The sequence below is a fragment of the Vreelandella neptunia genome (genome assembly GCF_034479615.1).
In the GTDB taxonomy this organism is placed as follows: Bacteria; Pseudomonadota; Gammaproteobacteria; order Pseudomonadales; family Halomonadaceae; genus Vreelandella; species Vreelandella neptunia.
This window is the reverse complement of sequence record NZ_CP140255.1, coordinates 1822477-1835791: the sequence shown is the minus strand read 5'-3', so window position 1 is coordinate 1835791 and position 13315 is coordinate 1822477. Positions and strand designations below refer to the sequence as shown.

The following is a 13315-nucleotide window of genomic DNA, read 5'->3' as shown; positions in this document are numbered from 1 at the left end:
GGATCCGCTATGAAACTGCGAAATCGAAATATCGAAAAATTACCTACCGAGACCTTTGATGCCCTGATTATCGGGGGCGGCATTAATGGCGCGGCCACTGCGGCGGCGCTGGCGGGTAAAGGAGCCAAAGTCGCGTTGATTGATCGCGGCGACTTCGCTGGCAGCACCAGCATGCACTCCTCCAACTTAGTATGGGGAGGCATTAAGTACATGGAAAGCAAGGATTTTGCGCTGGTTCGCAAACTGTGCAAAAGCCGCAATCACTTAATAAAGAGTTACCCCTCCACCGTGCAGGAGATTCGTTTCCTGACCACTATTTCGAAAGGTTTCCGCCACTCACCACGCTACCTGTGGGCGGGCACCTGGCTTTACTGGCTGATGGGCAACGGCTTTACCAAACTGCCGCGCCTGCTCTCGCCGAACAAGATTAAGCAGCAAGAGCCCATTATTGATGTTGAGGGCGCTGTAGGAGGCTTCGAATACTCCGACGCCTACCTCCACGACAACGACGCACGGTTTGTTTTCAACTTTGTGCGCCATGCGCTTAACTACGGGGCAATTGCCGCCAACTACGTAGAGTCCCTCGGCGCTGAGCGTGACGGCGACCTATGGGTGACCAAAGCACGCAACGTGATGGATGGCAACACCTTCGACATCCGTGCCAAAGTGCTGATCAACGCCGCAGGCCCCTGGGTAGATCAGCATAACGAGCTGACCGGTCAGAAAACCACCCATCATCACCTCTACTCCAAGGGCATTCACCTCATCGTTCCGCAGCTAACCGACTCTCAGCGGGTGCTGGCATTTTTTGCCGACGATGGCAGGCTGTTTTTTGTCATACCCATGGGTAATCGCACCTGTATCGGCACTACCGATACCCATATGGAGCACCCTGAGGTAGACGTTACCGCTGACGATATCGCCTTCGTGCTGGAAAATATCAATAAGCGACTCACTTTAGATAAACCGCTCACCCAGGACGACATTATCTCAACGCGCTGCGGCGTACGACCGTTAGCCATCAAAGACAATCAGGGCAATGATCGCGATTTTTTACAGCTCTCTCGCAAACACGTAGTCGATACCAATGCTGAGAGTTCCCATATCAGCATCTTTGGCGGCAAGCTTACCGATTGTTTGAACGTGGGCGATGAAATTGCCGAAGAGATGAGCCGCCTGGGCGTTTCCCTGTCAGACCCAGACTTTCAGTGGTATGGGGAACCGCCGAAACCCGTGAAACAGCAGTTTATGGATCAAGCAAAGCGTATGAACCTGGATGCCATGACCGCCTCTACGTCATCGGAGTTGCTCTCTACTCGGTTGTGGCGGCGCTATGCCGACCAGGCTATCCAGATGCTTGAGAAAATTCGTCAGGATCCCGCTCAGGGCGAAATTTTAATTGAAGGCACTGAGTACATTCGCTGTGAGATCGAGCATGCCCGCGACCATGAGATGATCACCCAGCTTGAGGATTTCCTGCGCCGTCGTGCCAAAGTCTCTCTAGTGGTACCTCACGAGCAACTGCGCCAATCCACAGGCTTAAAAGAGGCGTGCCGCGTGCTATTTGGCGACGACGCTGACGAGCGTTTTAACCACTATTTTGAGCAGAACCGCGATACTGCGCTGCCGCCTACTTCTTCATCTGTGGTTTAACATATTCAGAGATTAAACAAAAAAGCCCCCTCATCTAAATGAGGGGGCTTTAGCGTGGTTAAATCAAAATAGTAATTAAACGTCGGCTACTAATCCTTATCTAGCTAGAGCGCACACGCGAAACGGCATCCAACCATCCCTGATAGAGCTCCTCGCGGGTGGACTCCTCCATCTCAGGCAGAAAGCTCTTCTCGCAGCGCCACAGCTGCTCGATCTCTTCCAGAGTTTGATACCAGCCTAGACGCAGCCCAGCCAAGTAAGCCGCTCCCAGGGCGGTAGTTTCCAGAATGGTGGGACGATCTACCTGGACACCCAGCATATCGGCAAGAAACTGCATCACCCAGCTGTTCTTTACCATGCCGCCGTCGACGCGAAGAGTGCCCGGAGGGGCCTCCATGTCGTCGTTCATACAGTGCTGCAAATCGCGGGTTTGATAGCACACCGCCTGCAAGCCAGCGGCGACTATTTCGGCGATGCCCGTATCGCGGGTTAACCCAAAAATAGCGCCACGCGCTTTGGGATCCCAGTGTGGAGCGCCCAAGCCGGTAAAGGCGGGTACCAGATAAACGCTGTGGCCGCTGCGGGTCTCCTGGGCCAAGGCTTCAGTCTCTGATGCGTCGGCAAACAGGTTCAAGCCGTCACGCAACCACTGCACCGTTGCCCCCGCCACGAAAATACTGCCCTCCATGGCGTAGGTTGGCTTGCCGTTAAGCCGGTAGCCAATGGTGGTCAATAGACGATTGCGCGACAGCGACGGCGTTTCTCCGGTATTCACAATCATAAAACAGCCGGTGCCGTAGGTGCTTTTACCCATTCCCGGTTGAAAGCACGCCTGCCCCACCAGCGCCGCCTGTTGATCCCCTGCTACCCCAGCAATCGGCAGTGAGGCGCCCAGCCAGTGCGCTTCGGTGGTGCCAAAATCATCGCTAGAGTCTTTTACTTCGGGCAATAAATTGGCGGGAATATTAAACAGCGTCAGCAGCTCTTCATCCCACTCCTGGGTATGGATATTAAACAGCGCCGTGCGTGAAGCATTGGTGGCATCGGTCACATGCTGCTGGCCACCGGTAAGCCGCCAGATTAAGAAACTATCTACCGTTCCAAACGCCAGCTCACCCTGCTCAGCGCGCTCCCGAGCGCCCTCAACGTTATCCAGTATCCAACCAAGCTTGGTGGCTGAAAAGTAGGGGTCAATCAACAGGCCTGTTTTAGCTTGGACGACATCGGTGTGCCCTTTATCGCGCAGCGACTGACACAGATCCGAGGTGCGGCGATCCTGCCAAACGATGGCGTTATAGAGTGGTTTGCCCGTTTTCCGATCCCACAGAATAGTGGTTTCCCGCTGATTGGTAATACCGATACCATCGATTTGGTCAGCGGAGATATCAGCGTTGCGCATTACGTCCCGGCAGGTGGCCACGACTGTTTCCCAAATGTCTTCAGGGTTGTGCTCAATCCAGCCGTCGTGGGGAAAGTGCTGAGCGAATTCTTGCTGGGCAACAGCGGCCACCTGCCCTTGGCGGTCAAACAGAATGGCGCGGGAGCTGGTGGTACCTTGATCAATGGCGAGTATAAAAGAGGACATATCGAGTTCGCTTTGTTGTATTGTCTTTCGATTTTGTATATTTACTTTCGTTTTATTATCATCCAAGGCTACTCTAGCCGCCCAAAATGCTCAAGGCTGAAACTACCTCATTATGCAATGTAGAGCGCCACATCGTGTTGCGTCAGCAAACGCTGAATCGCTTCTGGGGGTTTGCGATCCGTAAATAGCGCATCCAGCTGTTCCAGATTACCTTGCCGTACGACCGGATTACGATGAAACTTAGAGTAGTCCGCCGCCAAATAGATGCGCCGCGAATTGGCGATAATCGCCTGAGCAACGCGCACTTCCTGATAGTCAAATTCCAGCAGTGAGCCATCTTCATCGATACCACTGATGCCGATAATGCCGTAGTCCACTTTGAACTGATTGATGAAGTCGATAGTGGCTTCACCGATGATGCCGCCGTCCCTGGAGCGCACCTGACCACCCGCGATAATGACGGTAAAATCCTCTTTATGCTGCAGTATGGCGGCCACGTTAAGATTATTGGTAATGATCTCAAGGCCCTGGTGCTCTAATAACGCTTGAGCAATCACTTCGTTGCTGGTGCCGATATTAATAAACAGTGAGGAGTGGTTAGGGATGTGTTGGGCTAGACAGCGCGCAATGCGCTCCTTCTCTTCCAGATGGAGCGTCTTGCGCGTGCTGTAGGCGGTATTCACCGTACTCGACTCTATTCCCACCCCGCCATGCACCCGCCGAACCCGACCTTCATCCGCCAGGGTGTTCAAATCACGACGGATGGTTTGTGGCGTCACGGCAAAATGATCGGTGAGCTGCTCGATACTCATATAGCCGTGCTGACGAACCAGCTCGACAATGGCATCCTGACGAAATTGTTGATTCATAAGCCCGGCCTGTTCGATTTTTATTGATATCTGAACATAATTTAGCAAAATTTTCGAAATCTAATAGCACTCTTCAAACAATTCGGCAGGTGCCAAACCGACAGACCGAGCGTTTATTTCACATCATAGCGGCCACACCAAAAGAATCATGGGCATGGCCACAATCAGTACCACCAGTGAAAGCGGCAGGCCCAGTTTCCAATAGTCGCCAAAGCGGTAGCCGCCAGGCCCTAACACCAGCGTATTGGATTGGTGACCAATAGGGGTTAAAAACGCACAGGAAGCGCTGACAGCCACCACCATCAAGAACGGGTCGAGAGACACATCAAAGCCATTGGCTAAGCTCACCGCAATCGGTGCCATCAGCAGTGCAGCCGCCGCATTGTTGACCACGTTGGATAGCAGCATAGAGAGTAAAAACAGACCCACCATAGTGACGACCACCGGCCAATCGCTGCCAAAGCTGAGCAGCGCGTTAGCAATCAAATCCGCACCACCGCTGGTTTCTAATGCTTCACCCACGGGTATCATCGCCGCTAGCAGCACGATCACCGGGCCATCAATCGCTTGATACCCTTCGCGTAACGGTAACACGCCAATCAGCAGCGAAATCAGTGCTGCAGTGCTCATGGCCACTGCGGCCGGAAGTAGGTCAAACAGCATGGCCATAATCGCCAAAGCAAAAATGGCAATCGACACGGCAAGCTTGCGCGGCTGCCCCAGGTGCAACTCGCGGCTAGCCAGGGGTAGGCAGCCCAGCGAGGCCAAGCTGTCAGAGATTTCATTTTCACTGCCCTGCAACAGCAAAACGTCGCCGTTCTTAAAGCGGATATCCCGTAGCCGCTGCTTCAAGCGCCCGCCATCCCGGGCGACGGCCACCAAGTGCAGCCCAAATTGGTGGTTTAAACGTAGCTCTCGCACGCTGCGGTTAATCATCATAGAGTCATTGCGCACCACGGCCTCGATCAACTGCAGGCCTTCGGTATCCACGCGTTGTTGATCCTGGGCAGCGTCTTTGTTTTTAGCCTTATCTGCCTCTTTGTTACTGGCTGGATGCTCAGCGTCTTCCACTTCTGAATCTGCTTCGGCCTCTTCATCCAGCTCAGCAATCGCGCTAAGCCCCACTTTGTCTTCCAGCATTTGGAGTTCATCAGGCCCTGCTTCTAATAGCAGAATATCCCCCTCTTCCAAGGCGCCGTGGAAGTTATACCCCGCCCGGCGGTTGTCATCGCGCACCACTGCTAACACGGGAATGGTTTCGTCCAGCTCGTCGCGCAGCTGCTGTAGCGTTAGGCCTTTAGCTTTCGACTCTTCGCCTACTTTCAATTCGACTAAATAGTTGGCGGTATCGAACATTTCATCCGTAGAGGCCTGGCCGCTACGCTTGGGCGTCAAGCGCCAGCCCACCAGAACAATAAAGGCCAGACCCGCCAGCGCAACCAAGATGCCGACAGGCGAGAAGCTAAACATACTAAATGCTTCGTCCGTCACCTCTCGGCGATAACTGGAAATAATGATATTGGGTGGGGTGCCAATTAACGTTGTCAGGCCGCCGAGTAAAGAGCCGAACGCCAGCGGCATAAGCAGTAAGGAAGGCGAGGTGTTGTGTTCGCGGGCAAGCCGCATAGCTACCGGTAGTAGCAGTGCCAGGGCGCCCACGTTATTCATAATGCCCGACAACAAAACAATTGTACCCACCAGCACCAGGAGTTGGAGCAACAGGTTCTCCCCCACCTTGAGCACTTGATTGGCAATAATATCCACCACGCCCGAGCGCTCAAACCCTCGGCTAAGCACCAATACAGCGGCTACGGTAATCACCGCCGGGTGGCCAAAACCGGCAAAAGCGCTTTCGGCCGGCACAAGCCCCAGCATGACCGAACCCAGCAACGCCGCCAGCGCCACTAAGTCATAGCGAAAGCGGCCCCAGATAAACGCAGCGAGCGTTAGCCCAAGTACGATAAACACCAGTGTGCTAGGTGTAAGCGTTAACCCGCCAAGATCCAATGCTTCAATATTAACGTTTTCAATACCGGAGCCCTCAGCGCTTGAGCCCTCAACACTTATGTCCTCAGCCGACATCCTTTTCCCACTCCCTTGCAGGCATTTGAAAGTTCACCACGCGATCGATGCACGCCACGCTCTAACATGGCTATTTCTTCTGCACATTAGACGTTTACTATACAGAGGTATAGACCCTGCATATACCAAGCCTATAAACACTTAGCCAAAAGGTAAAAAAGCTCGGCAAAGCCGAGCTTCATAGCGATAGTGTAATGAAGGGTAAAACGGGCTAATAAAAGCGCTTACTTTTGTAATCAACAATACTGCGAGCATCAACTATCTTATAGCGATCCGTGCAGACTTCGAGGTACAGGGCACTTCCTGGCCTAGTGTAGATTCAGTAGGGGGAGCATCGTATCATAAGGCGGTCTGTCGGTTCCGTTTCACGATTTCTGATACGGTATTTTGGAAATGCTGAGATCGCAGGCAATCCATCGGTATGACTTGCCTTCGGCAACGGCCTAGATCACCTTAGGTACGAGTTTATCTGATTTCGGGCGTTGATCCGGTTACCGCCCGAGTTTCTTTCCTCGCGCCCGCACAGCGGCAAGGCCGGATTTTACGCGCACGTTGAGCAGGCCGCGTTCAAACTGGGCGATGCGAGCATGGTGGCCATCATACGGCCGTGCGGGCTGCCCAACTCGAAGCTCGGCCCAGCTGGATCGAGCGTGCATATTTGAGCGTTATGAAGAAAAACCAGGGAACTTGGAAAGCAGCTTACGCTCGCTTCAACTGACCGAAAAATCAGAGCACGAACCCATCATGAAAGAGGCCTTTCTCGCCAAGTCAGTAGTCGCCGAGGTAAAGACAGTATGCGCTGACGCTATGCAGACGTTCGGTGTTGTCTGGTTTTCAAACCTGGCTGCCCTGGTCATGAGTCGTATGAATTCCGGCCAAGAGAGCCCCGTTCCAGTTGTCAGCACGGGCGCAAAACAATCGAGAGCCCTATGTAGCCTTCACAACTCTTTTCTTCACGTTGGGTTCTATTCGAGCATTGAGATACCCGAATACGGCCTCTTTGGCCTCATCAAAATATTGCGGCCGGATTTCGCCGTATAGAGAAATACTCCGCGACAGGGCGGCGTCAAAGACATTCACCGAAATCGCCAGAGGCTCACGCATTCCACGGAGGTCGGTGACGATGAATCTGCTTTCCAGTTCCTCACAGAACCATTCGGCGAACCGGGTCAGACGGGAGGCTGCGCCAAGCCGCACGATAATCGCAGCATCCATCCCCAAAAAGAGACGGGCGTTAACCGGATCGTCCCTGTAAAATTCACAAGTAGCTTTTGCAACAATCTCGTACATCTGCCACCAGTTGTCGAAATCCCTGCCGGCAAATTCTTTCTTCAGGTGTTCTATCATGTCCGATGCACGCTGTTCTGCCAACACCTCAAAAATCATCTCTGGTTTCGGAAAATACTGATAGACCGAAGATGCCGGTAGGTTAGCCCGCTCTGCAATCTTGTGAGCGGTTGCGCCGGTAGTGCCGGTCTCTGAAATGATCTGAACCGCCGCAGAAAGGATCTCACTGCGGCGCTTGATGCCTCGTTCCTGCACGGGTTTTCGCGTTTTTTGAGTTGACAAAATCTGTTCTTTTCTCTTGGCCATTGCTGTTGCTTGTAAGGTAATCCCCCCATTTTAAGAGGGCTTCAAGAATAGAGTTCAGGCCGCCATGGCCAGTTTCTGTTGAGGAGTAATGCCTCCGAGGGCCATGTTGGGTCGTTCGTTATTGTAAGTCCATAGCCTCTGCGTTGCATATTCCTGAACGTCCTCAAGGGAGTGGAACAGGTAGTGAACCAGCCAGTCGTAGCGCACAGTTCGATTGTAGCGCTCGATATACTCACCTGCTGCGGGTTGCCGGGCTGGATAAAGACCAAGGTAATACCCTGTTGCTCAGCCCGGGCAGCACTGATGTATTCTGAACCGTTGTCACAGCGAATCTGGGCAGGTTTTCCACGCTACTCGATGATCTGATCCAGTGCTCGCATTACCCGCTCAGAGGGTAAAGACAGATCCACTCAATGCCCAGGCCTTCCCGGTTGTAATCATCGATCACATTGAATAGCCGGTAACTACGTCCAGCTTCTAGCTGTTCAGGCTTGAAATCCATGGTCAAACTGGCGTTGATGACCTTGGGCACTACCAGCGGCTCGGGCTTTTCACGTACCAGCCGCTTGCGGGGCTTGCATGTTCAGCTCCAGCTCCCGATAAATTCGGTAAACGCGTTTGTAGTTCCAGGGATAGCCCCTCACGTTGCGCAGATACAGAAACATAGGCCAAAGCCCCAGTTGCGCTGGTGATGGGTCAATCGCACCAGCAGGTCGGCAATCTCGGCGTTTTCAGAGTTGAGCTTGCCTAGGTAGCGATAGCAGGACTCGCTGACGCTGAAGGTGACGCAAGCCAGGCGAATGCTACAACGGACATGCGCTACCGCTTTTTGCGCCATCTCACGGCGGAGAGATGGCTTTACCACTTTCCCTCAAGGGCTTCCTTACGCAGTTCGGACTTGAGACGCTCTTCGGCGTACATTTTTTTCAAACGCCGATTTTCATCCTCAAGCTCTTTCATACGCTTGATCATAGAGGTATCTATGCCGCCGAATTTGGCTCGCCACTTATAAAGACTAGCACTGCTCATGCCGTGTTCATGGCAGAGCTCAGGCACCGGCACTCCGCTCTTGGCTTGCTTCAGGATGGCCATGATTTGGCTATGGGAAAAGCGTGATTTTTTCATGCAGAACCTACCTGCGTTTAGCTTACGGAAAATTCTACTTTTGAGCACCCTGGTTTTTCGGGTGGATTACCGTGTGCGTCCCGTGACTGTCGAACCCTGCCCCCTGCGGACAAAGTACACAACATGTTTCCTGTAAACAGTGCTGTGGTTTCTTCTGCGCCGCAGTCTCGGCGTCGCGCCCGCGACCGCGCCCCGGAAAAGCGACCGAATAAAGTGAAATTGCTTCCCATCTCGCTCGCGCAGTACCCGCAAAGTATCCCTTGACAGAATCTTTATATGACAATTATCATCTTTTTAACAACAAAAGTCGCTTTTGGCTGCCAAAATGAGGATGAACTGTGAAAAAGATACTGGTCGTTCAGAACGATCTATACGCGCCGAGTGGTCACTTCGGGGCTTCTCTGGAAAAGGCCGGGGCAGAGCTTGAGACGCTGCTAGTCTATGAAGGGCAAACGTTCTCGCCAATCGACGCCAAGGGATACTACGGATTGGTTGTACTTGGCGGCAGGGCTAACGGGTTCGACGATGAGACCAACCCGTTCTTGCCCCACGTGCTCGAGATCATAGAGGAATTTCGCACGTCGCAGAAACCGATCTTCGGCATTTGCCTGGGCGCGCAGCTCCTGGCGCGATCAATGGGCACCGAGAACGAGTCCAATGACGGTTGGGAGATCGCGTTCACCGATTTGCAGTCGACGCAGGCCGCCAAGGACGACCCTGTCTTCTCGGTGGTTCCCGAGAGATCACGGTTCTACGAACTGCACGAGGATCGCTTTCAACTGCCGCAAGGCGCCGACTTACTGCTGACCGGGGACAATCTTACAAATCAGGCTTATCGCGTCGGCAAACACTGCTATGGCGTGCAGTTTCACCCGGAACTGACCGTGGAAGAAGTGAAGAATTTGGCAAAGGTGGTCGCCGATAGGGTCGACGAAAACGGTGAAATGATCAGCAAAAGGATGCTCAACTTCACCATCGAAGATTTTAAGCGTCAGTCTCAACTATGCACACAAATGGCCGAACGCTGGCTTAACTTATCTCCGTGATCTCAAGCCCAACAGGTCACTGCAGATGGCCAACAGGGATAATTTCTGTCGCAGGAATGAAACCTAAAACCCACCTGAAGATTGGGTTGTTCCGTCGAATAACCCATCCGAAATAATAATAAGGTCAGCGAGAAAATGGAAACGATCGTCAACACTATCAACGAGTATCTATGGTTATACGTTCTGACGTATGGCCTTCTGGCTGCAGGCCTGTACCTTACTTTCAAACTCGGGTTCATCCAGTTTCGACATGTCAGGGAGATGATCAGGACTATCTCCGCCTCGGGAGAGCGTGAAATCGGCAGTATCTCGCCATTTCAGGCACTGACAATCAGCCTAGCTTCGCGTGTTGGAACCGGGAACATCGTAGGGGTGGCCATTGCGCTTTTTTATGGAGGGCCGGGTGCCATATTCTGGATGTGGCTCGTCGCACTTCTGGGCATGGCCACGGCCTTTTCGGAAAGCACGCTGGCGCAGTTGTACAAGGCCCGTACTGAAGACGGCAGCATTCGCGGAGGCCCCGAGTTCTATATCGCCAGAGGTTTGAAACTCCCCTGGCTCGGCACTGTGTTCGCGGTTCTTTTTGCCATCGCCGGGCTGGTTTTTGCTTCCGTTCAGTCTAACTCTATCGCCGGAGCCATGAATGGAGCCTTTAATTTCCCCACCTGGATGACCGGGGCTGTGGTGAGCCTTTTGATCGGTGTGGTGATCCATGGCGGTATTTCCAGAATTGCCTCTGTCGCCGAAGTCATCGTGCCGTTCATGGCCGCCGCATATGTTTTTATTGCACTGGTTGTCATGGCGATCAACATCACCGAGGTACCGGACGTCATCGGTACGATCTTCGCCAGCGCTTTTGGCTGGCAGGAAGCCGCAGGCGGTGCCGCGGGCGGTGTTTTCGCGGCAATGCTGAATGGCGTACAACGCGGTTTGTTTTCCAACGAAGCGGGTATGGGCACCGTGCCGCATATCGCTGCATCGGCCACGCCGAACCCGCACCACCCAGTTGCGCAGGGGTTCGTTCAAGCGCTAAGCGTCTTCATCGACACCATCGTGATCTGCACAGCGACCGCGATCTTGATCCTGACGTCCGGTGTGATGGGCTCCGATTCCACTCTCAAAGGGATCGAGTTAACCCAAGCCGCTCTCAGCGCGCATATTGGCGGTGCCGGAAGCTATTTCCTTGCCATTGCCGTACTGTTCTTCGCGTTCACTACTATTATGGGGATATACTCTTTTACTGAAAACGCAATCTCGATCGTTTTCGGCAGCAACGCAGTGGTGCAGACAATGCTGAAAGCAGTGTTGCTGGCGGCAACGTTCTGGGGATCCCTCCAGACGGTTACCCTGGTGTTCAACATGGCGGACGCGATCATGGGAATACTTGCAACAATCAACCTGGTTGTCATCCTGTTGCTTTCGGGCACCGTCAGGAAACTCACCACCGATTACATCGCACAACGGCGAACCGGTGAGCCGGAATTTGATATTGCCAGCTTCCCGGAACTTCAGGATCGTGTTGAACCGGGCATCTGGAGCAAGGAGGCGGCATCAACGTCTGAGGCTGCCAAACCTGCCGCAAAGCACGCCAAATAACAAAACAACCGCTCTCCCCCGTCGGCGGAGAGCGAACCCCATTCTTGCACGATGAGCATCGCGTTCGAACTGAGTGAAGCCTGCGAGCATGGTGGTCATCATTAGACCGTGCGAACGGTCCAACTCGAAAGTCATTGAAAATAGCGTGCTCAAGATTGACCGGCTAAGTTCAGCGGTGCCAAAGGAAGCTGTCGAATTGGTGCTCGACCTCTATGGCCGTCTGCCTGCCGCTCGCATTACCTACCTTTTACAGGAAGTCGATGACGAAACCGGCTTCACGGACGCCTTCACACAACTGCGCACCGGCTCGCTCTGCAAGGATAGCGTAGGATTGCTGAATGTATTGCTGGCCGAGGGGTTGAACCTCGGCCTGAGCAAGATGGCCGAGGCAACCAACACACATAACTTCTTCCAACTCTCGCGCTTGTCCGGTTGGCACGTGGAAAGCGACGCGATCAAACGCGCCCTAGCCATGATGGTCAAAGCCCAATCAGACCTGCCCATGGCCCAGCTCTGAGGAGGCGGCATTACGGCCTCTAGCGATGACCAGTTCTTCCCGGCGGCGGGAATGGACTACACACCTGAACTCCTGGCGCATATCTCGCCACTCGGATGGGCTCATATCTTGCTCACAGGCGAATACAGGTGGAAAAACCAAGCCCGGAGGGCCTTATGATACGATCCTGCCCCTACCGGAATCTCCCCCTAGCCTGATGAAAGCCACCGCTTTAGGTTGAACTCTGCTCCTCCTCTCAAAGCTCTATCGTCGGCTAAAGTGAACTCGCTACGGTAAAAGAATAGTAGACCCGGTGGTTTTGCGGCTTTGTAGCGCGTCTTGTGCTTTGCCCGCTTCGGCAAGTGGGTAGCGGTTGGCGATATCGATCTTGACCTTACCGCTTTCAATCATGGCGAAAAACTCTTCGCACATCTTCTCAAAACGCTCGCGGGTGTCGGCGTAGCCATTGAGGCTGGGACGGGTAACGTAAAGCGCGCCCTTCTGGTTAAGGATACCGATATTGACGCCCTCCACCGGGCCAGAGGCGTTGCCAAAGCTGACCATCAGCCCACGGGGCTTTAGGCAATCCAGTGACATTTCCCAGGTGTCTTTACCCACCGAGTCGTACACCACATCGCACATGTCGCCGTTGGTAAGCTCGCGTACGCGATCCACCACGTTCTCTTCGCTGTAATTAATCGTCGCCCAGGCGCCGTTGGCCATGGCTAGATCCGCTTTTTCCTGAGAACTGACTGTGCCGATCAGCTTAACGCCTAACGACTTCGCCCACTGGCAGGCAATCGAACCTACCCCGCCCGCTGCGGCGTGAAACAGAATGGTTTCGCCACCTTGTAGTTCATAGGTTTGGCGCAGCAGATACTGCACGGTAAGGCCTTTGAGCATACTCGCCGCTGCGGTTTCGAAATCAACGAAGTCGGGGAGTTTGACCACTTTAGCCGCTGGCAGCACATGCAGCTCTGCATAGGCGCCCAACGGGCCTTGGGCATAGGCCACGCGATCGCCAACGTTAAGATGTGTGACCCCTTCGCCAACCGCATCGACCACACCTGCACCTTCGGTGCCTAGGCCAGAAGGCATGGAAGGGGCTGGATAGAGCCCGGTACGAAAATAGATGTCGATAAAATTAAGGCCAACGGCTTTATTGGCAACACGCACTTCACCCTGACCAGGTTCAGCAGGGGTAACGTCGACCAGTTCAAGTACCTCAGAACCGCCGGTGCGGGCAAACTGAATACGCTGAGACATTAGG

The 13315-nt window shown here is 53.6% G+C and carries 11 protein-coding genes and 2 pseudogenes; 4 read left to right on the top strand and 9 right to left on the bottom strand.

Features of this window, described 5'->3' with window-relative positions:
• The first annotated feature begins 9 nt into the window (after positions 1-9).
• Positions 10-1653 (top strand): glycerol-3-phosphate dehydrogenase/oxidase, encoded by a 1644-nt coding sequence (locus SR894_RS08375; protein ID WP_133730629.1) that lies wholly within the window; start codon positions 10-12, stop codon positions 1651-1653.
• Positions 1654-1753: 100 nt separating this feature from the next.
• Here the strand turns inward: SR894_RS08375 and glpK are convergent, their stop codons facing one another.
• The 8 genes and pseudogenes from glpK to SR894_RS22945 all read right to left on the bottom strand — a co-directional run bounded on the left by glpK (position 1754) and on the right by SR894_RS22945 (position 8907).
• Positions 1754-3238 carry a glycerol kinase GlpK gene (glpK, locus tag SR894_RS08370; RefSeq protein ID WP_133730628.1) on the bottom strand — a complete coding sequence of 495 codons (1485 nt, stop codon included), beginning with the start codon at positions 3236-3238 and terminating at the stop codon, positions 1754-1756.
• Between the two features lie 110 nt (positions 3239-3348).
• Entirely contained in the window at positions 3349-4107 is a 759-nt protein-coding gene (locus tag SR894_RS08365; protein WP_133730627.1) for a DeoR/GlpR family transcriptional regulator, read from the bottom strand.
• A gap of 123 nt (positions 4108-4230) precedes the next feature.
• Positions 4231-6189 carry an SLC13 family permease gene (locus SR894_RS08360; RefSeq protein WP_133730626.1) on the bottom strand — a complete coding sequence of 653 codons (1959 nt, stop codon included), beginning with the start codon at positions 6187-6189 and terminating at the stop codon, positions 4231-4233.
• A gap of 927 nt (positions 6190-7116) precedes the next feature.
• Positions 7117-7782 (bottom strand): TetR/AcrR family transcriptional regulator, encoded by a 666-nt coding sequence (locus SR894_RS08355; RefSeq protein ID WP_133730625.1) that lies wholly within the window; start codon positions 7780-7782, stop codon positions 7117-7119.
• Positions 7783-7836: 54 nt separating this feature from the next.
• Positions 7837-8022, bottom strand: a pseudogene (locus tag SR894_RS22960) (integrase core domain-containing protein); the annotation flags it as partial.
• Positions 8023-8161: 139 nt separating this feature from the next.
• Complete coding sequence (locus tag SR894_RS22955) at positions 8162-8314, bottom strand: hypothetical protein (RefSeq protein ID WP_422822664.1); 153 nt, start codon at positions 8312-8314, stop codon at positions 8162-8164.
• Between the two features lie 108 nt (positions 8315-8422).
• Positions 8423-8647 (bottom strand): hypothetical protein, encoded by a 225-nt coding sequence (locus SR894_RS22950; RefSeq protein ID WP_413614115.1) that lies wholly within the window; start codon positions 8645-8647, stop codon positions 8423-8425.
• Entirely contained in the window at positions 8641-8907 is a 267-nt protein-coding gene (locus SR894_RS22945) for a transposase (protein WP_422822665.1), read from the bottom strand. Before SR894_RS22945 ends, SR894_RS22950 begins: the two co-directional genes overlap by 7 nt.
• 338 nt (positions 8908-9245) lie before the next feature.
• Between SR894_RS22945 and SR894_RS08345 the strand changes: the two genes are divergently transcribed.
• The 3 genes and pseudogenes from SR894_RS08345 to SR894_RS08335 form a co-directional block, all read left to right on the top strand.
• Positions 9246-9953, top strand: coding sequence for a type 1 glutamine amidotransferase (locus SR894_RS08345; RefSeq protein ID WP_133730624.1), 708 nt, complete (start codon positions 9246-9248; stop codon positions 9951-9953).
• A 135-nt stretch (positions 9954-10088) separates the two neighbouring features.
• Positions 10089-11549: an alanine/glycine:cation symporter family protein gene (locus SR894_RS08340; protein WP_133730623.1), complete on the top strand. Its 1461-nt coding sequence runs from the start codon at positions 10089-10091 to the stop codon at positions 11547-11549.
• Positions 11550-11682: 133 nt separating this feature from the next.
• A pseudogene (locus tag SR894_RS08335) lies at positions 11683-12063 on the top strand (Tn3 family transposase); the annotation flags it as partial.
• Positions 12064-12333: 270 nt separating this feature from the next.
• Here the strand turns inward: SR894_RS08335 and SR894_RS08330 are convergent.
• On the bottom strand, positions 12334-13311 hold the full coding sequence (locus tag SR894_RS08330) for an NADPH:quinone reductase (RefSeq protein WP_133730621.1): 978 nt from the start codon (positions 13309-13311) through the stop codon (positions 12334-12336).
• Positions 13312-13315: the final 4 nt, after the last annotated feature.